Below are 17,688 nucleotides of genomic sequence, written 5' to 3' on the forward strand. Positions count from 1 at the left end.
GACACCGAATATTTCGTCAACGAATATTTCGGTTGCGATAGGCTCTGCGGGTGACCACCGCCCACGACTCCGTCGACCGGCATGTCGAGCGCTGGCTGCCCGTCCTGCCCGACCTCGACGCCGACGTCGAAGGCGCCGTGACCCGGATGGGCGTCGTGACCCGGCACCTGCGGACGGTGAAGGAGCGGGTCCTTGCGGACTTCGACCTGCCGGCGCACGAGTACGACACGCTGCACGCGCTTGCCGGCCGGCAGGGGCGTGCCGCACCCTCGGAACTCGCCGCGGATCTGGCGATGGCGCCGGCCTCGATCACCGCGCGGGTCGACAACCTGGTCGAACGCGGCTACGTGCGGCGGACGCCGTCCACTGTCGACCGGCGTCGGGTGGATGTGGAGCTCACCGACGCGGGCCGGGCCGCATGGCACGGGGCGATGGACGTCCGGGGTGCCGAGGAGCACCGGCTGTTCGGCGCGCTCACCCCGTCGGAGCGCCGACTGCTCTCCGACCTGCTGCGTCGGGTACTTCTCGTCGCCGAGCAGCCGGCCAACTCGGCGGGCACATCGGACCCCGACTGAGCGCCGGCCCAGCACACACCGATCCACCTCCGGCCGCCGCCACGCGCCCCGAAAATCGCCTGGCGGTCCGCGTACCGCTGGTGGGAGGGTGACCGGCGTGACAGCGAATGCTCTGGCCGGCACCCTGGCCGACGACGGACGACGGCGGGTCTTCGCGGCGATCGTGCTCGGCGCGGCCGGCGCGGCCCAGATCGCCGAGCGGACCGATCTGCCGGCGCGGGCGGTGCACACCGCGATTCGCCGACTCACCGACGCGGGCCTGGTGACCGGCCCCGACGGCGCCCTGGCGGCCGACGAGGTGTCGCTGCGGGCGGCGGCGCGCGAACGCCTTCCGGCCGACGACGCCGGCCCGACCGACGACCCGGTGCTGCGCACCTTCCTACGCGGTGACGTGCTGGTGGGCCTGCCGGCACAGCGCGGCCGGCGGCGGGTGCTGCTGGCACACATCGCCGAGCGGTCCTTCGAGTCGGGCACGCCGTACCCCGAGCGGGTGGTGGACGAGGCGCTCAAACCGTGGTGCGCCGCCGGCGGGTCCGACCACGCCACGCTGCGCCGCTACCTGATCGACGAGCAGTTGCTCACCCGCGAGCACGGGATCTATCAGCGGCCCTGATCGTCCGCTGCGCGAACCGTCCCGTCTCGGAACATGTTGCTAGCCTCCGTGCATGACCTCCTGTACGCCCACCGACGGCCCGCCCGACCTGTTGTTCCTGCTCTCCTGGGCGAGTCACGCGCTCCAGGCCGAGCACGCCGCGGGCCTGGCCGAGCTGGGCATCTCGCCGCGGGCGCACTACGTCCTGGCGCAGGCCCGCATCGGGGGCCTGACCCAGCGGGAGATCGGCGAACGGTGCGGCGTGGACAAGACCACCATGGTCGTCACGCTGGACCAGTTGGAGCGGGCCGGGCTGGCCGAGCGTCGACCGGCGCCGACGGATCGCCGCGCCCGGCTGATCACGGTGACGGCCGCCGGGGAGCGGGTCCTGGAACGGGCGCAGGATGTCGTGCGCCGCATTCAGGCCGATCTCCTCGCGACCCTGCCCGTGCAGGACCAGGAGGCATTCCTGCGCGCGCTCACCGCGTTGGTGAGCGGCCCGTTGGCCAACACCTCCCCGTACGCGCCCGGCAGCCGCTCCGGATGCTAGTTCCGTAGCAGATAGTCTTGGACGGGACTATCTGCTACGGTCGCACTTGTTCGTGCCCCCCGATCGAGGAGCCGTCATGAGTGCGACCGCCGAACCAACCGTCACCACCGCCACCTCGTCACTGCGCCGTGGCGCCGTGGCCGTCGCCGCCGCCGTCCTGGCCTGCCTGGTCATCTGGGGGATCGGCGAGGTGGCCGGAGTCGACTACACCGTCGAGAGTCCGGGTCAACCCGCGTTGGTCATCGGGCCGGGCCAGATCATCGGGATCGCCCTCGGCGCGGCCCTGCTGGGCTGGGCGGCGCTGGCGCTGCTGGAGCGGTTCGCGCCGCGGGTCGCCCGCATCGTCTGGATCTCGCTGGCCGTCCTGGTGACCGTGCTCTCCTTCGGCCCGCTGTTCGGCATCGAGGCCACCACCGGCGCCAAGTTCGCCCTCGGCGCCATGCATGTGGCCGTGGCGGTCGCGCTGATCGCGCTGCTGCCGTCCCGCCGCCGGTAGCGTGCCGGGCCGCCGGCACCCGCCCGGAGCCGGCGGCCCGGGAACGTTCGCCCTGCTCGCCCTGCCACCGGCGGCCCTGGGCGGCGGAAAATGCCGTTGACCGGACGCTGATGATCGACAGGTGACCACAACCGTCCGACCCGACTGGGTGACCACCACCGTCCGTCCCGATCAGCCCGATGCGGCACAGCTGCTCCGCGAGTACATGACGGAGATGGTGGTCCGCTACCACCGTCGCCCGGCCCTGCCCGGCGAGGTCGACGAGGCGCTGGCCGAGTTGCCCAGCGACGACCTGACGTACCCGAGCGGCCTGCTGGTGCTCGCCCACCACGGCGCGGAACTGGCCGGCTGCGCCGGGCTGCGGTGGTATCCCGACTGGGCCGAGCTGACCAGGGTGTTCATCCGCCCCGCTCACCGCGGCGCCGGCGGGGGCGCCGCGCTGCTCGCCGCCGTGGAGCGGCACGCCGGGGCGGCCGGGGCGGACCGGATCCGGCTGGACACCCGCGCCGACCTGGTCGAGGCCCGCGCCCTGTACGCCCGGCACGGCTACGTCGAGATCCCGGCGTACTCGCAGGGCCCGTACGCCGAGCACTGGTTCGAGAAGCGGCTCCACTGAGGGGTTGAGCCACCAGCGTGCTCAGCGTCCGCCCCGAGCCTCGATCGTCTCCGCAGAAGCACCGCCCGGCTGGTCGGCGTCCGCCGCCGGCTCTCCCGCGCGGTCGGCGCCGGTCGGCGGATAGAGCGCGGCGAGCGCGTGGGCGGTGTCGGTGAGACGTTCTCGCAGCTCGGCGGGGGCGAGCACCTGCACCTGTGCGCCGAGTTTGAGCAGTTCGACATGACCGTGCCGGATGGACTCGATCGGCACGGTGGTGAGCAGCCAGCCGTCCGCGTCCGGCGCGCCGGCGGCCGCGTGCGCCGCCCGGCTCATCGCTGGCGGGAAGAGATGCACGGTCTGCGCCAGCGCCGCTGCGGTCATCCGTACCCGCGCCTCGGCGCGGTAGACGCTGCTCTCGTAGCGCTCGGCGTGCTCCCGCCAGCAGGCCGCCAGGTCGAACCCGGTCGGCCGGTCGACGTGCTCGGCCAGCACCGTCAGCTCCAGGATGGCGCCCACCCGGTAGGTGCGTACCTGCCCGTCGGCGGCGGCGACCAGATACCACCGGCCGGCCTTGAGCACAACGCCGAGCGGGTCGAGGGTGCGGGTCACCTCCCGGGGCGCCTGCCACCGCCGGTAGCGCACCCGGATCCGGCGGTCCTCCCACACCGCGTCGGCCAGGGTGGCCAGGTGCGGGGTGGGCTCGGGCTCGCGGAACCAGCTCGGCGCGTCCAGGTGGAACCGCTGCCGGATCCGCCCGCCCCGGTCGGTGAGGTCCGCCGGCAGTGCGGCCTGCAACTTCAGCTCGGCGGCGGCCAGCACCGAACCCAGGCCCAGCTCGGCGGCCGGACCCGGCACACCGGCCAGGAACAGCGCCTCGGCCTCGCCCGCGGTCAGCCCGGTCAGCCGGGTGCGGTAGCCGTCGAGCAGTCGATACCCGCCCGCGGGACCGCGCTCGGCGTACACCGGCACCCCGGCGGCGCCCAGCGACTCCACGTCCCGGTACACCGTCCGGACCGAGACCTCCAGGGCCTCGGCCAGCTCTGGCGCGGTCATCCGCCCCCGGGTCTGCAGAAGCAGCAGCAGGGAGACCAACCGACTGGCGCGCACCCGCCCGACGGTAGCCGGCACGCCGCACCCCGACACCGGGCGCATCCCTCGGCGCGCCTTCAGGGTCTTCCCATCCAGAGCTGAGAAACTTTTTCACATGGTGTCCTCCGACGCTCCGGTGCTCGCCCGTCCGACCGCCCGACCGGCCCTGCCCGGCGGGCCGGTCGACGTCACCGAGGCCTGGCTGCGCAACCGCCGGCTGTCCGAGCACACCCGCGACGCGTACCGGCGCGACATCACCGGCTGGCTCACCTGGTGCGCCGGCCGCGACCTGGACCCGCTGCACGTCACCTTCCTGCACGTCAACGAGTACGCCCGGGCCCTGGAGTCCACCCTCGGCGCCCGCAGCGGCCGACCGCTGACCCCGGCGACCGTGGCGCGCCGGCTCTCCGCGCTGTCGAGCTGGTACGACTTCCTCGTCAAGCTCGGCGCGATGCCGGCCAACCCGGTCTCCGGCGCGGACCGGCCCCGCGTCGACCGGGACCACTCCGCCACGGTCGGCCTCACCCCGGAGGAGGTGGACGCGCTGCTGAGCGCGGCCGACGCGGACACCGGCCAGACGGCCGCCCGCAACCGGGCCGCGATCGCGCTCCTGGCCGACCTGGGCCTGCGGGTCGGCGAGCTGATCTCACTGGACCTGGCCGACCTGGGCACCGAACGCGGGCACCGCAGCGTGCGCTTCATCGGCAAGGGCGGCAAAGCACGCCGGCGCGCCCTCACCCCGGGCACCGGCTACGCGGTGGACGCCTACCTGGCCCAGCGGGCCGCCGCCACCGGCGTGCCGGTGCCGCAGCTGAGCGGGCCACTGCTGGTCACCGCCAGTGGCGCCCGGATGGACCGGCACTCGGTGTTCCGGCTGGTCCGCCGCCTGGCCCGGACGGCCGGCATCCCCGCCTGGGCGAGGCTGTCCCCGCACTCGCTGCGGCACGCCTTCGCCACCACCGCCCGCTCGGAGGGTGTCCCGCTGGAGGACGTGCAGGACGCGATGGGGCACGCCGATCCGCGTACCACCCGCCGCTACGACCGGGACCGGCACAACCTCGACCGCGACCCGTCGTACGTGGTGTGGGCGGCTCGGTCCCGCCGCCGCGGCTGACCCGTCGTACCCCCGCCATACGGTCGATGGATGAGACACGGCCTGGAGCTTCCCTGCGATGGCGCCTCCGTCACGGTGTCCACCCTGGTCGAGCTGGGCGAGCTCGCCGAGCGCGCCGGGTGGGACGGTGTGTTCCTGGAGGACTACCTGATCCACCACTCCGGTGACGACCCGTCCACCTACGACCCGTGGCTGGTGCTCACGGCGATCGCCGGGCGCACCAGCCGGGTGCGGCTGGGCACCACGGTCACCGCGCTACCCCGGCGGCGCCCGGCGAAGCTGGCCCGCGAGGTGCTCACCCTCGACCACCTCAGCGCGGGCCGGGCCACCGTCGCGGTCGGTGTCGGCGACCCCGGCGACCGAGGCCTGGTCGCGTTCGGCGAGCCGACTGAGGTGGCCGTCCGGGCCGCCATGCTCGACGAGGGCCTCGACCTGCTGACCGGGTTGCTCAGCGGGGAGCCGGTCAACCACCAGGGCACTCACTACCGCGCCGACGGGGTGGCGCTGCGGCCGGCTCCGGTGCAGTCGCCCCGGGTGCCGGTCTGGGTCGGCGGCAGCACCCAGGCCGGGGCGGTGCGACGCCGGGCCGCCCGTGCCGACGGCATCGTGCCGTACAAGCTCACCGACACCGACGGGTGGTCTGACTTCACCCCCGATGAGGTACGCGAGCTGGTGGCCGTCCTGCCACCCACCCGCGCCGACGGCCAGCCGTTCGACGTGGCGATCGGCGGCCGGCGGCGCCGACCGGACGAACGCGCCGAGCGGGCCTATCTCGGTGAGCTCGCCGCGGCCGGCGCCACCTGGTGGCTCGAGTACGTCCCGGTCGGCGACCCGGCGACGATGCGGGTCGCCGTCGCCCGCGGCCCGCTGCGCTGACCCGCCGCCCCGCACGCAGCCGGCAGTGGCGGCGGAAGCCTCAGCCCTGTGGGCGGGGGCAGATGCAGAACGGCTGCCCGATCGGGTCGATGAGCACCACCCACCGTTCCCCGCCCGGCTGGAACTCCGGCTTCGACGCGCCGGCCTGGACGAACTCCTTCTCTGCCACGGCCAGGTCGTCGACGTAGAGGTCGAGGTGGTAGCGCTTACCGCCGGCCGGGTCGGGCCAGGACGGCGGCTGGTAACCCTCTACCAGCCCGAAGCCGATCGAGACGCCACCGCCGCTGAGCATGGCGTATTCGGCTGCGCTGTGGGTGATCTCCCAGCCCAACGCGCGGTGGTAGAACGCGGCGTGCGCGGCCGGGTCGGAGCTGTCCAGGTTGACCATGGCGAGGTCAGCGGTTGTCGTCATATCGGCAGTCTGCCCTCACGTACCTGCCAACCGCTGTCAGGTACATCGGCGTTTCTCGCACCGAGAGAGGATGACGATCAGGGCGCGTCGAGCGGCCACACCGTCACCCGGGCGGTGCCGTCACGGCAGATCAGCCCGGCGCCGGCCTGACGGCAGTCGGTCAGCCCCGCCGGGAGCACCGCGCGCACCCGGGGGCCGTCCCGGCCCACCGTCGCGACCAGGGTGCGCCGGCCGTCCGACGCCGTCCCGAGCAGCAGCAGCGGCTCGGCGCCGATCCGAGCGCCCGCCAGGGTGTGCCAGCGCGCTCCGGCCGGCCACGTCCAGCGCCGCATGCCGGTGCCCGCGTCCATGGCCCACCGGCCGAGCCGGTCGCGCCCGCAGACCAGGCCCTGGCAGGGCCGCAGAGTCAGCTCGCCCGGCTCGACCGGCACCTGCCAGCGCCGCGACAGCCCCGGCAGGTCGTACCCGGTCAGCGCCGCCCCGCTGCCGGTCGGGTGGCGCAGCACCAGGTGCCCGCCGATGACCTGCGGATTGTCCGGACCGTAGTCGGCCGGCGGAAGCCGCCCCTGCCCGCGGACCGCGCCGTCGCGGGCGTCGAGCAGCCGCGCCAGCCCGTCGTCCTGCACCAGCAGCACCCGCCCGGGCGTGCCGGGGAGCGCCCTCAGCATGGCCGTCGAGGGCACCGGCACCGACCATCGGGTCGCACCGGTTGCGGGGTCGACGCCGTGCACGGTGCCCTCGACCCGGCGTCCCGGCTCAGAGGCGCTGCGGACCTCGCTCACCGCCACCGCCGCGTCGCCGGCCGCGTACACCCGCTCGGGCCGCCGCCACAGCGGCTGGCCGGTGCGTACCGACCGCGCGGTGGTCGCCGTCGCCCGGCCTACCTGGTCGCGTTCGGTGAGCAGTAGCAGGTCATCGGCCGCCTCGGCGGACCACCGGGTGGCCGGCGGCACGGCGACCCGCCACCGCGCCGGGCGGTGCGGCACGGCGGCGTCGTAGGCGCTCAGCGCCGGCGGGTCGGTGCCGGCGTCGACGACCAGCAGTAGCGGACCCGCGCTGAGCACGGTCGCGCGGGCGGGCAGCGCCGGCCCGACTCGGGGCGTCAGGTGTACGGGCGCGGCGGCGCCGCCGAGCAGGGCGCACGCGGCCAGCAGCAGCCCCACCCGCCCCGGCCGGGACGCCGCCGGAGACGGCGATCCTAGGTCGTCCAGGGGCGCGCCCCGGTCGTCGCCCAGCTCGATCAGCACCGACATGGTGTCCACCCGCCCGCTCGCGCCGACCGGTCAGCAGAGCAGGTCCAGGTGGTTGTGGGCGTCCTCCGCGATCTCCTCGTGCCGCAGCCAGCGCCGCGCCCACAGCCGGGCGGCCAGTTCTGCCTGCTCGTCACCCCACGCGGCGTGCTCGACGAGCAGTGCGGTGGTCAGCGCGTACGCCAGGCGCAGCGCCAGGCCACGGGCGCCGGCGAGCACCGCCGCGGCGCCCGGGTCTGCGGTCACCGCGGTGACCGTGTCGCGCAGCTGCGCGGCGGCCGTGGCCAGGGTGTCGGCCAGTGCCGGCGACAGTGGCCGGGCCAGGTCGACGGCGGCGGCGACCCGGTTCAGCAGCGGCGCACCGGCGTCCTCCCGGGCCAGCGCGCGCAGCACGTCCAGGGCCAGAACGTTGGTGGTGCCCTCCCAGATCGGCAGCACCTGCGCGTCGCGCAGCAGCCGGGGTACGCCGGTGTCCTCCACGTAGCCGGCCCCGCCGAAGCTCTCCACGTACTCGCTGGCGGAGCTGACGGCGAGCCGGCCGGTGGCCAGCTTCGCCAGCGGCGCCACGATGCGCAGCTCCGCCTCGGCCGCTGGGTCGGCGCCGACCTCGACCCGGCCGAGCAGCGCGAACGCGTGCCCGGCCAGGGCGAACGCGCCCGCCGCGTCGACCGCGAGGGTGCCCAGGGTGGCCCGGTGCAGCGGCGAGGACGCCAGCGCGCCGCCGGCGACGTGGCGCGCGTCGGCGTACGCCCGGGCGTAGGCCAGGCCCCGCCGCATCCCGCCGGCCGCCGCGGCGGCGTTGTGCACCCGGGTCACCACGACCAGGGTCATCGCCCGGACCAGGCCGGGCACCGCCGGGTCGCCCAGCGGCACGGCATACGCGTCGTGCAGGCCGATCTCGGCGGTGGGCAGTGCCCGGGTGCCGAGCTTGTCCTTGAGCCGGTGCACGGTGACGCCCGGCGCGGGCGCGCCCGCTGCGGCCCCGTCGGCCAGGGGCGAGTCGGCGGCGTACCGGGGGACCAGGAACGGGGCGAGCACCCGGCTGCCGCGCGCGGCGCCCTCCGGTCGGGCCAGTGCCACCGCCATCGCCGCGTCGGCGGCGGAGCAGAACCACTTCTCCCCGGTCAGCCGCCACGAACCGTCCGCGGCGGGCCGGCCGACGGTGCTGGAGCGACCCAGGTCGGAGCCGCCCTGCGACTCGGTCATCCACTGCCCGCTGGTGATCGCGGTGGCCGGGTCGGTGGAGATCAGCCGGGGCAGCCACGCGTCGCGGACCCCGGCGTCGACGTCGGGCAGGCTGAGCAGCGTCGCCGCCCCGTCGGCCATCGCCACCGGGCAGGAGAACGTCGCCGACTCCGGGCCGTACAGGTGCAGCAGGGCGTGCTGCACGACCCGCGCCGCAGCACCCCAGGTGCCGCGCGCGTCCGGCAGGTAGGGCAGTGCGACCACGGCGTGCCGGGCGGCGGCGGCCCGCTGCGCCTGCCAGCCGGCGGACGTGTCGATCCGGTCGACCCGGGCGCCCCACGGGTCGTAGCGGACCAGCCTCGGCGGGTGCGCCTCGGCGTCGGCGTGCGCCGCGCGCAGCGGCCCGGCGACGTCGGCGGCCAGGTCGGCGAGGCGGCCCTTCGCGGCGGCGTGCCCGGCCGGGCCGAGGTGACGCTCCAGCCAGGACCGCAGCAGGGCGTCACCGGCGTACGGGTCGGCGGGGGGTGGTACCGGCTGCACGAAGCGGCTCATCCATCGGCTCCCTGGCACTGGGGGTGTGCGCCGACGGTAGACGATCCGTGGCCGGTCCGAACAGGGCACACCCGACCATCGGGCGCACCCAGTTTCCGGCTTGTCATGCTCTGCGCGACGACGTTCTCTACGGTCGGTAGTCGTGAGTGCCGGCCAGCCGTGGAGCCGACCGGCCCGGCGGCACCGCCCGATGCGCACCGGGCTGGCCTTCGCCGGGTTCGGCGTGGCGCTGTGCTGCGTCGGGGTGGCCGGGCTGGGCGCCTGGAACCTGCAGACCGTACGCCAGGCCGCCGGCCCGATCCGGGAGACCGCCGACGGGTTCCTGAACGAGGTGGCCGTCGGCGACACCGCCGGGGCGTACGAGCGGCTCTGCGCGGACGCGCGCACCCGGTGGAGCTCGATCGGCTTCACCAGTTGGGTGCGTACCCCGCCGATGGTCACCGACTACGAGATCACCGACGTGTCGGTGGCCACCCGTGGCGGACGCCCGCAAGGCACGGTGACCGTGCGGTTGACCCGAGCCGGCGGCACCAGTGAGGAACGTCGGCTGCCCGTGATCCGCGAGGACGGGGACTGGCGGGTCTGCGGTGACCCGTTCTGAGTCGCCGGTCGTCAAGCCGGTGCGGCCCTGGTTGCTGCGCGAGCGGCGGGGTATGGAGCCGACCACCTCGACCGAACTCTTCTTCGACCTGGTCTACATCTTCACCGTCACCCAACTGTCGCACTATCTCATCGAGCACCCGGACTGGCCTGGCGCCGGACGGACCGCGTTGCTGCTGGCGATGGTGTGGTTCGTCTGGGTCTACACCGCCTGGCTGACGAACTGGCTGCAACCGAACGAGGCGCCGGTGCGGGCGCTGCTGATCGGGCTGATGTTGGGCAGTCTGCTGATGTCGGCGGCGATCCCCGAAGCGTTCGCCGATACCGGTCTGCTCTTCGCCGTGGTCTACGCGACGCTCCAGATCGGCCGCACCCTGTTCGCGCTGTGGGCGGTGCAGGGCCAATCGTGGTTGGCCGACGGGTTTCAGAAAACGCTGCCGTGGTTCGTCGGGACGTCGGTGCTGGTGGTGCTCGGAGGCATGGCCGCCGGGGATGTCCGGGAGGCGCTGTGGGCGGGGGCGATCGTCATCGAAGTGATCGGCCTGTCGATCGGGTTTCCGGTGCCCGGTCTGGGGCGTAGCCGCGCCGAGCGGTGGATGGTGGAGGGCGGGCACCTGGCTGAGCGGTGCCAGGCGTTCATCCTGATCGCGCTGGGAGAGTCGATCCTGCTCACCGGGAGCACCCTCACCCAGCACCTGGACACGGTGACATCGGGGGCGTTCCTGTTGGCGTTCGCCGGCTCGGTGGCGCTGTGGTGGGTGTACTTCGCGCGCTCGGCGCCGGCCGCGACGGAAATCATCGCCCGCGCCGGTGAACGCACCGGCGGGTTGAGCCGAGTGGCGTTCAATTACCTGCACCCGGTGATGGTCGCCGGCATCATCGTCACGGCGGCGGGCGACGAGCGGCTGCTGCGCGAGCCCGGTGCGGACGCCACCACGGTCGCCGCGCTGTTCACCCTGGGCGGTCCGGCGCTGTTCCTCGCCGGGCACGCCGCTTACCAGGCGGTGCTGTGGCGGATCCGGCCGACCAGCCGGATCGCGGCGGTGGTCGTACTGCTGGCGTTGTTGCCAGCCTGCGTCCTGCTGGCGCTGCCCGTGGCGGCGTGCGCGGCGCTGGCCACCATGGTGACCGTCGCGGTGATCATCGCGGACCGGTTCGCCGACCCCGCACGGCGTGAGCGCAGCGGTCAGTCGCGCGGGCCCAGGTCGCCCGAGCGGTAGTGCCGCCGGCAGAGCACCTGGTAGCGCACATCGGCGGTGTCCACGGTGTCGCCGATGACGACCTGCGCGCCCTCCCGGACCACCCGGTCGTTGACCACCCGGGCGTTGAGCAGCCCCTCCCGGCCGCACCAGCACAGTACCTCGACCTGGATGCGGGCGACCTCGTCGGCCAGCTCGAACAGCCGCTGCGCGGCGGGGAACAGGCAGGACCGGAAGTCGGTGGCCAGACCGAAGGCGAACACGTCCACGTCGTAGCTGTCGACCAGCTCGGCCATCTGCTCGACGTGCTCAACGGTGTAGAAGCACGCCTCGTCGCAGATCAGGTAGTCGACGCGTACCCCGTCGGCCCACCGGCCCCGGACCAGGGCCCGCAGGTCCAGGTCGTCGGTGACCTCGATCGCCTCGTGCGCCAGACCGATGCGGGTGGTGACCTGCGGGCCCAGCGACCGGTCGATGCGGGTGGTGACCAGCCCACGGCGGCCCTGCCGGGCGTGGTTGTAGTTCATCTGCAACGCCATGGTGGATTTGCCGCAGTCCATCGGCCCCCAGAAGAACTTCAACGCCGCGGCGTGCACCGGGCGCCCGTCGAGCCCGCGCGCAGCCGCGCACCCGGCCGGAGCGTGCGGCTGGCCGGGGAACGGGTGAGCCAGGCAGGTCGGGGCGGTGGCGTCGTCGTCGGTCACGGTCGGGCAGCCTAGCCCATCGGCAATCCTGGATCGGTGTAAGCGGGACGCTGGTCAGAGCACCCGGGGCGGGGTGTTCCCGGCGGCGACGATGGCCCGGCGGATCGGCACGGCCAGGAGCAGCAGGAAACCGACCACGAAGAAGATCAGCAGGGAGACCAGACCCACCCGGTAGGAGGCGGTGAGCTGGAACACCAGGCCGAACGCGAGCGGCCCGAGCCAGCTGGTGCCCTTGTCGCTGATCTCGTAGAAGCCGTAGTACTCGCCCTCCTTGCCGGCCGGGATGAGCTGGCTGAACAGCGACCGGCTCAGCGCCTGGCTGCCGCCGAGGACCAGGCCGATGGCCGCGCCGAGGACCATGAACGGCACCGGCGCCTCGGCGGGCAGCCGGAACGCGCCGATGATCACACCGGTCCAGAGCACCAGGCTGAGCAGCACGGTCTTCCAGGCGCCGATGCGCCGGGCCAGCGCGCCGAGGCTCAGCGCGCCACCGAAGGCGAGGAACTGCACCAGCAGGATCGTGACGATCAGGGTGCTCTGCTCCAGCCGCAACTCCTCGGTGCCGTACTGGCTGGCGAGGGTGATGACGGTCTGGATGCCGTCGTTGTAGACCAGGAACGCGAGCAGGAAGAACAGCGTCAGCGGGTACGCCTTGATCTCGCGCAGGGTGCGGGCCAGCTGCCGGAACCCGTCGGTGAGCACGTTGCCGCCGCGGGTCAGTGCCGCCGCGGTGGGGCGTTCACGCAGCCAGCGCAGCGGTATCAGGGTGAACGCCGCCCACCACACCCCGGCGGACACGATCGACCAGCGGGCCAGATCCAGGGTGCGTTGCGGGTTGTCATCCTCGCTGAACAGGGTCACCGCGACCAGGTTGAACGCCAGCAGCAGGCCGCCGCCGAGGTAGCCCAGCGCCCAGCCGCGGCTGGAGATGCCGTCGCGCTCGTCCGGGCCGCCGAGCTGCGGCAGGAACGAGTTGTACACCACGATGGCCGCGCCGAAGGAGATGTTGGCGACCAGGAACAGCGCCCCGCCGAGCAGGTAGCGGTCGCCGGTGACGAAGGCCATCGCCATGGTCGCGCCGGCGCCGGTGAACGCGGCGCCGCCGAGCAGTCGCTTCTTGTGCGCCGACCGGTCGGCGATCGCCCCGATGACCGGCAGCACGAAAACGGTGAGGAGCACCGACAGCGAGATCAGGTACGGGTAGTAGGAGCCGGCGGCCACCCGGATGCCCAGCGGGTGCACGTAGCCGTCGCAGTCGTCCGCGCCCAGCTGACAGCCGGCGGCCAACTCGGCGACGGTGGTGAGGAACGGGCCGAGGAACACCGTGATGACGGTGGTCTGGAAGGCGGAGTTGGCCCAGTCGTAGATGTACCAGCCGCTCCGCTCGCGGCGGGTGCTCGCCGGGGGCGGGGTCTCGTCCACCGTGGGGGTCACGGTCTCGGCCATCGGGGTCCTTCGCCGGTCAGGCGGCCCAGTGGCCGCGGCTGCGGTAGACGTCGCGCAGCACGCCGACGTGATCGGTCATGATGCCATCCACACCACGATCCAGTAAGTCGTGCATTTGGGCGGGTTCATCGATCGTCCAGACGTGTACCTGAAGGCCGAGTCGGTGGCAGTAGTCGAGGAACCGGCGGTCCACCACCGGCACCCGCCCGTAGCTGGGCGGCACCTGCGCGGCGACCACCGACGGGGGCAGCCGCAGGGGGCGACCGTGCAGGGAGGCGACCCGCAGCCGGGCGACCCCGCGCATGCCGAGGCTGGTGGCGACCCGCCCCTCGGTGAGCGCCCGCAGCCGGGTCAGTCGGGCGTCGCTGAACGAGGCGAGCAGCACCCGGTCAGCGGCGCCGGCCCGGGTCACGGTGGCCACCGTCGGCTCGACGCCGCCGTCCGCCTTCACGTCGATGTTGAAGCGGACCTGCGGCCAGGCGCCCAGCACCTCGTCGAGCCGGGGTACGACGGCCGCACCGCCGACCCGCACCGAGGCGAGGTCGTCCCAGCGCAGGTCGGCGATGCGCCCCGGTTCGCCGGTGATCCGGCGCAGCGTCGGGTCGTGGAAGATCACCGCCACCCCGTCGGCGGTGGCGTGCACGTCGGTCTCCACGTACCGGTAGCCCAGGCCGATGGCGCGGGCGAACGCCTCGGTGGTGTTCTCGTCGCCCTCGGCGGCGCCGCCGCGGTGGGCGAACGCCAGCGGCGCGGGGGCGTCGAGGTAGCCGGATCGGGTCAGCACGCGACGCAGTATGCCCGCCGCCGGTGGACCTTGGGTGACCTGCCGGCGACATTCGTCGACCGGTGGTCGCCCTCGCCTCTCCTGCCGGCGGTGCTCGGCTCGGCGCCCCGATCCGGCGGTGCGACACGTGATCGCTGTGCCAGTCGCCCGGTCAGTTGCCCGGCCGGCGGCGATGGGCGCGGCTGGGGTCGCTCGGGCGGCCCGGGTCGACGTGCCGGGGCGCGTCGGGCTCGTCGGGGCGCAGCGGGGCGAGGTTGTCGGTGAGCGCGTCGATGATCCGGTCGGTGGCCCGGCGGGCGGCGCCGGGGCTGGCGCTCACCTCGCCCAGGTCGACGGGTTCGCCGAAGTGCACGCGGATCACCGGGCGGCGCCACAGCGAGCGGGCGATGCCCCGCAGCGCTCCCCGGGGCGCCCGGTAGGGCAGCACCTCGTGGGCGCCCCACTGGGCGACCGGGATGACCGGGGCGGCGCAGGCCAGGGCGAGCCGGGCGGCGCCGGTCTTGCCGCGTTCGGGCCACATGCCGGGGTCCAGGCCGATGCGCCCCTCGGGGTAGATGAGGATCACCGAACCTCCTGCCACGGCGGTGGTGGCGGCGTCGAGTGCCCGGTGCACGGCGTTGGTGCCGCGGTCGACGCGGATGTGTCCGGCGCGGCGCATGAGGGTGCCGATCACCGGGGCGCGGAACAGCCCGGCGGTCGCCATGATCCGGGGAGCGATGCCGCGGGTCTGGCAGGCGGCGGCCATCACCACCGGGTCGAACGGGCTGATGTGGTTGGCGGCCAGCACCAGCGGTCCGCGACGCAGGTGCGCGGCGACGTCGCCGGTGACCTCGAGGCGGGCCAGCAGGCCGACCAGGGCCCGGGCCAGCAGTTGGGCGGCGCGCCAGATCAGCGGTGGTCGCCAGGGGGAATGCGCGGTGTCCATCAGCGCGCCATCGTCGCACGCGGCGGCGGGGCCGCGAGGGCGGGTCGCCTGGTTGCCCGCGGCGGCCGGCGCCGGGCCGGGCGGCCGGGTGATCAGGGTCATTGGTCCCGGGCCGGTTTGGGTCGCCCGGCCCTGCCCATCCTTCTACGACGAGCAGTAGTATTTACTACGTCTCGTAGTATGAACAGCTGGGGGTTTCAGGTGGACGCGTTGGACGTCGCCCGGTGGCAATTCGGTGTCACCACCGTCTACCACTTTCTCTTCGTGCCGCTGACGATCGGCCTATCCGTGCTGGTGGCCATCCTGCAGACCCTGTGGCACCGCACCGGCAACGAGCGTTACCTCAAGCTCACCAAGTTCTACGGCAAGCTGTTCCTGATCAACTTCGCGATGGGCGTGGTCACCGGCATCGTGCAGGAGTTCCAGTTCGGCATGAACTGGAGTGACTACTCCCGCTTCGTCGGCGACATCTTCGGAGCGCCCCTCGCCATCGAGGCGCTGGTCGCGTTCTTCCTCGAATCCACCTTCATCGGCCTGTGGATCTTCGGGTGGGACCGGCTGCCCAAGCGGGCGCACCTGGCCAGCATCTGGGCCGCCGCGATCGGCACCAACCTCAGCGCGTACTTCATCCTGGCGGCGAACTCGTTCATGCAGAACCCGGTCGGCTACCGGCTCAACCCGGACACCGGCCGCGCCGAGCTGACCGACTTCCTGGCCGTACTGACCAACAAGGTCGCCCTGGTCACCTTCCCGCACACCCTGGCCGGCTCCTTCCTGGTCGCCGGATCGCTGGTCGTGGCCGTCGGCCTGTGGCACGTGATCCGCAACCGCGACTCCGCCGACACCGGCGCCTACCGCTTCGCCACGAAGTTCGGCTCCTGGGTGGTCCTGGTCGCCTCCGCCGCCGTGGTGTTCACCGGCGACATCCAGGGCAAGATCATGACCGACGTGCAGCCGATGAAGATGGCCGCCGCCGAAGGTCTCTACACCACCGAGAGCCCTGCCTCGTTCTCCGTGCTCACCGTCGGCAGCCTCGACGGGACCCGCGAGGTCTTCGCCATCAAGATCCCGCACCTGCTGTCGTACCTGGGCACCGGCGACCCGAACGGCACCGTGCAGGGCATCAACGACCTGCAGGCCCAGTACGCCAGCCAGTACGGCGCGGGCAGCTACACCCCGATCATCCCGGTCACCTACTGGAGCTTCCGCTTCATGATCGCCTTCGGGTTGTCCGCCGGCGCGATCGCCCTGCTGGTGCTCTGGAGCCAGCGCAAGGGCCGCACCCCGAGCAGCAAGTGGCTGCTGCGCGCCGGGCTGGCCATGCCGGTGCTGCCGTTGCTGGCCAACTCCTTCGGCTGGATCTTCACCGAGATGGGCCGCCAGCCGTGGATCGTCTTCGGCGAGATGCTCACCCGCAACGGCGTGTCCCGCAGCGTCTCGCTGGCCGAGGTGGTCACCTCGTTCACCGCCTTCACGCTGATCTACGCCACCCTCGCCGTGATCGAGTTCAAGCTGCTGCTGCGCTACGCCAAGGCCGGCGTGCCCGACGTCAGCGAACAGCCCCCCACCGACGACACCGACGACGCCGAGCGTCCGCTCGCCTTCGCCTACTGATCCCGGAGCCCATCGTGGAACTGACCACCATCTGGTTTCTCCTCGTCGCCGTGCTGTTCACCGGCTACTTCATCCTGGAGGGCTTCGACTTCGGCGTCGGCATGCTGCTGCCCGTGCTCGGCCGCAACGACCGCGAACGCCGCGTCCTGATCAACACCATCGGCCCGGTCTGGGACGGCAACGAGGTGTGGCTGATCACCGCCGGCGGCGCCATGTTCGCCGCCTTCCCCGAGTGGTACGCGACCCTCTTCTCCGGCTTCTACCTGCCGCTGCTGCTGATCCTGCTGGCCCTGATCGCCCGCGGGGTGGCCTTCGAATACCGCCACAAGCGCCCCGAGGCGACCTGGAAGCGCCGCTGGGACGCGGCGATCGTGGTCGGCTCGCTGCTGCCGGCGATCCTGTGGGGCGTCGCCTTCGCCAACATCCTGCGTGGTGTGCCGCTGGACGCCGAGCACGAGTACGTCGGCGGCCTGCTCGACCTGCTGAACCCGTACGCCCTGCTCGGTGGCGCGACCACCATGGCGCTGTTCCTCACCCACGGCGCGGTGTTCCTCGCCCTGAAGACCACCGGTGACATCCGCGAGCGCGCCGGCGCCCTCGCGGTGCGCGTCGGGGTCGCCGCCGCCGTGCTCGCGGTGGCGTTCCTGAGCTGGACGTTGAGCATCCGCTCCAGCCCGGCCGCCGTCGTGCTCGCAGTCGGCGCGGCCCTCGCCCTGCTCGGTGGCCTCGCCGCCGCCCGGGTACGCCGGGAGGGCTGGGCGTTCACCGGTACGGCCGTGGCGATCGCCCTGGCGGTGGCGACCCTGTTCGCCGCGCTGTTCCCGAACGTGCTGCCGTCCACCCTGGACGCGGCGGGCACGCTGACCGCCACCAACGCCGCCTCCACCCCCTACACCCTGAAGATCATGACCTGGGTTGCGGTGATCTTCACCCCGGTCGTGCTGGCCTACCAGGGCTGGACCTACTGGGTGTTCCGCAAGCGGATCGGTGTGGCCAACATCCCGCAGCACTGACCACCGGGGTGGGGGGGGGGGGGCGGGGCGGCGCCCCCCCCCCCCGGGGGGGGGGCGCGGTCGTGGGGACACACCCGGGGGGGGCGCGGGCGGCGCCCCGCGGGGCCCCCGGCACAC

General features: G+C 73.4%; 19 protein-coding genes. 11 read left to right on the forward strand and 8 right to left on the reverse strand.

The annotated features are described in order from the left end of the window. Positions 1–50 precede the first annotated feature (50 nt). The 5 genes from ACFY29_RS29505 (at position 51) to ACFY29_RS29525 (ending at position 2,829) form a co-directional block, all read left to right on the forward strand. Positions 51–575, forward strand: a complete 525-nt coding sequence (locus ACFY29_RS29505; protein ID WP_386991380.1) for a MarR family winged helix-turn-helix transcriptional regulator — start codon at positions 51–53, stop codon at positions 573–575. Between the two features lie 97 nt (positions 576–672). Further along, positions 673–1,188 carry a DUF2087 domain-containing protein gene (locus tag ACFY29_RS29510; protein WP_386991382.1) on the forward strand — a complete coding sequence of 172 codons (516 nt, stop codon included), beginning with the start codon at positions 673–675 and terminating at the stop codon, positions 1,186–1,188. 52 nt (positions 1,189–1,240) lie between these two features. Then, entirely contained in the window at positions 1,241–1,717 is a 477-nt protein-coding gene (locus ACFY29_RS29515) for a MarR family transcriptional regulator (RefSeq protein WP_355604422.1), read from the forward strand. A gap of 76 nt (positions 1,718–1,793) precedes the next feature. Next, positions 1,794–2,213 carry a DUF6069 family protein gene (locus ACFY29_RS29520; protein WP_386991384.1) on the forward strand — a complete coding sequence of 140 codons (420 nt, stop codon included), beginning with the start codon at positions 1,794–1,796 and terminating at the stop codon, positions 2,211–2,213. 121 nt (positions 2,214–2,334) lie between these two features. Then, positions 2,335–2,829, forward strand: a complete 495-nt coding sequence (locus ACFY29_RS29525; protein ID WP_386991386.1) for a GNAT family N-acetyltransferase — start codon at positions 2,335–2,337, stop codon at positions 2,827–2,829. A gap of 21 nt (positions 2,830–2,850) precedes the next feature. On the opposite strand, the gene ACFY29_RS29530 is transcribed toward ACFY29_RS29525, so the two are convergent. After that, positions 2,851–3,915, reverse strand: a complete 1,065-nt coding sequence (locus ACFY29_RS29530; RefSeq protein WP_386991388.1) for a helix-turn-helix transcriptional regulator — start codon at positions 3,913–3,915, stop codon at positions 2,851–2,853. A 97-nt stretch (positions 3,916–4,012) separates the two neighbouring features. On the opposite strand from ACFY29_RS29530, the gene ACFY29_RS29535 reads away from it, so the two are divergent. Both ACFY29_RS29535 and ACFY29_RS29540 read left to right on the forward strand, forming a co-directional pair. Then, entirely contained in the window at positions 4,013–5,011 is a 999-nt protein-coding gene (locus tag ACFY29_RS29535; RefSeq protein ID WP_328416665.1) for a tyrosine-type recombinase/integrase, read from the forward strand. A 30-nt stretch (positions 5,012–5,041) separates the two neighbouring features. Continuing rightward, complete coding sequence (locus ACFY29_RS29540) at positions 5,042–5,887, forward strand: LLM class flavin-dependent oxidoreductase (RefSeq protein WP_386991390.1); 846 nt, start codon at positions 5,042–5,044, stop codon at positions 5,885–5,887. A gap of 40 nt (positions 5,888–5,927) precedes the next feature. Here ACFY29_RS29540 and ACFY29_RS29545 read toward each other — a convergent pair whose 3' ends face one another. From ACFY29_RS29545 to ACFY29_RS29555, 3 genes are all read right to left on the reverse strand, one after another. Next, the gene (locus ACFY29_RS29545; protein ID WP_328416661.1) at positions 5,928–6,299 is read right to left on the reverse strand and encodes a VOC family protein; all 372 of its coding nucleotides are present in this window, start codon (positions 6,297–6,299) and stop codon (positions 5,928–5,930) included. A 77-nt stretch (positions 6,300–6,376) separates the two neighbouring features. Next, positions 6,377–7,552: a PQQ-binding-like beta-propeller repeat protein gene (locus tag ACFY29_RS29550; protein WP_386991392.1), complete on the reverse strand. Its 1,176-nt coding sequence runs from the start codon at positions 7,550–7,552 to the stop codon at positions 6,377–6,379. 30 nt (positions 7,553–7,582) lie between these two features. Beyond that, positions 7,583–9,286 (reverse strand): acyl-CoA dehydrogenase family protein, encoded by a 1,704-nt coding sequence (locus ACFY29_RS29555; protein ID WP_386991394.1) that lies wholly within the window; start codon positions 9,284–9,286, stop codon positions 7,583–7,585. 142 nt (positions 9,287–9,428) lie between these two features. On the opposite strand from ACFY29_RS29555, the gene ACFY29_RS29560 reads away from it, so the two are divergent. Beyond that, positions 9,429–9,887: a hypothetical protein gene (locus tag ACFY29_RS29560; RefSeq protein ID WP_386991396.1), complete on the forward strand. Its 459-nt coding sequence runs from the start codon at positions 9,429–9,431 to the stop codon at positions 9,885–9,887. Next, a complete protein-coding gene (locus ACFY29_RS29565) occupies positions 9,874–11,106 on the forward strand; it encodes a low temperature requirement protein A (RefSeq protein ID WP_386991397.1) in 1,233 nt (410 codons plus the stop codon). Before ACFY29_RS29560 ends, ACFY29_RS29565 begins: the two co-directional genes overlap by 14 nt. On the opposite strand, the gene ACFY29_RS29570 is transcribed toward ACFY29_RS29565, so the two are convergent. From ACFY29_RS29570 to ACFY29_RS29585, 4 genes are all read right to left on the reverse strand, one after another. Further along, positions 11,073–11,789 (reverse strand): thymidine kinase, encoded by a 717-nt coding sequence (locus tag ACFY29_RS29570; RefSeq protein WP_386991399.1) that lies wholly within the window; start codon positions 11,787–11,789, stop codon positions 11,073–11,075. The genes ACFY29_RS29565 and ACFY29_RS29570 overlap by 34 nt on opposite strands. Before the next feature lie 54 nt (positions 11,790–11,843). Further along, a complete protein-coding gene (locus ACFY29_RS29575; protein WP_386991401.1) occupies positions 11,844–13,235 on the reverse strand; it encodes an MFS transporter in 1,392 nt (463 codons plus the stop codon). A gap of 16 nt (positions 13,236–13,251) precedes the next feature. Further along, positions 13,252–14,019, reverse strand: coding sequence for a glycerophosphodiester phosphodiesterase (locus tag ACFY29_RS29580; RefSeq protein ID WP_328416651.1), 768 nt, complete (start codon positions 14,017–14,019; stop codon positions 13,252–13,254). Positions 14,020–14,170: 151 nt separating this feature from the next. Then, positions 14,171–14,944, reverse strand: coding sequence for a lysophospholipid acyltransferase family protein (locus tag ACFY29_RS29585; protein WP_386991569.1), 774 nt, complete (start codon positions 14,942–14,944; stop codon positions 14,171–14,173). Between the two features lie 201 nt (positions 14,945–15,145). On the opposite strand from ACFY29_RS29585, the gene ACFY29_RS29590 reads away from it, so the two are divergent. Continuing rightward, positions 15,146–16,558: a cytochrome ubiquinol oxidase subunit I gene (locus ACFY29_RS29590; protein WP_386991571.1), complete on the forward strand. Its 1,413-nt coding sequence runs from the start codon at positions 15,146–15,148 to the stop codon at positions 16,556–16,558. Between the two features lie 14 nt (positions 16,559–16,572). Continuing rightward, the gene (gene cydB, locus ACFY29_RS29595) at positions 16,573–17,571 is read left to right on the forward strand and encodes a cytochrome d ubiquinol oxidase subunit II (protein ID WP_386991403.1); all 999 of its coding nucleotides are present in this window, start codon (positions 16,573–16,575) and stop codon (positions 17,569–17,571) included. Positions 17,572–17,688 lie beyond the last annotated feature (117 nt).

The sequence above is a fragment of the Micromonospora sp. NPDC000668 genome, assembly GCF_042897975.1.
Taxonomy (GTDB): domain Bacteria; phylum Actinomycetota; class Actinomycetes; order Mycobacteriales; family Micromonosporaceae; genus Micromonospora.

Excerpts from the sequence above, each read along its gene's own strand:
- ACFY29_RS29515 (WP_355604422.1), top strand. The coding sequence starts at position 1,241 with ATGACCTCCTGTACGCCCACCGACGGCCCGCCCGACCTGTTGTTCCTG.
- ACFY29_RS29520 (WP_386991384.1), top strand. The coding sequence starts at position 1,794 with ATGAGTGCGACCGCCGAACCAACCGTCACCACCGCCACCTCGTCACTG.
- ACFY29_RS29535 (WP_328416665.1), top strand. The coding sequence starts at position 4,013 with ATGGTGTCCTCCGACGCTCCGGTGCTCGCCCGTCCGACCGCCCGACCG.
- ACFY29_RS29540 (WP_386991390.1), top strand. The coding sequence starts at position 5,042 with ATGAGACACGGCCTGGAGCTTCCCTGCGATGGCGCCTCCGTCACGGTG.
- ACFY29_RS29545 (WP_328416661.1), bottom strand. The coding sequence starts at position 6,299 with ATGACGACAACCGCTGACCTCGCCATGGTCAACCTGGACAGCTCCGAC.
- ACFY29_RS29550 (WP_386991392.1), bottom strand. The coding sequence starts at position 7,552 with ATGTCGGTGCTGATCGAGCTGGGCGACGACCGGGGCGCGCCCCTGGAC.
- ACFY29_RS29555 (WP_386991394.1), bottom strand. The coding sequence starts at position 9,286 with ATGAGCCGCTTCGTGCAGCCGGTACCACCCCCCGCCGACCCGTACGCC.
- ACFY29_RS29575 (WP_386991401.1), bottom strand. The coding sequence starts at position 13,235 with ATGGCCGAGACCGTGACCCCCACGGTGGACGAGACCCCGCCCCCGGCG.
- ACFY29_RS29585 (WP_386991569.1), bottom strand. The coding sequence starts at position 14,944 with ATGGACACCGCGCATTCCCCCTGGCGACCACCGCTGATCTGGCGCGCC.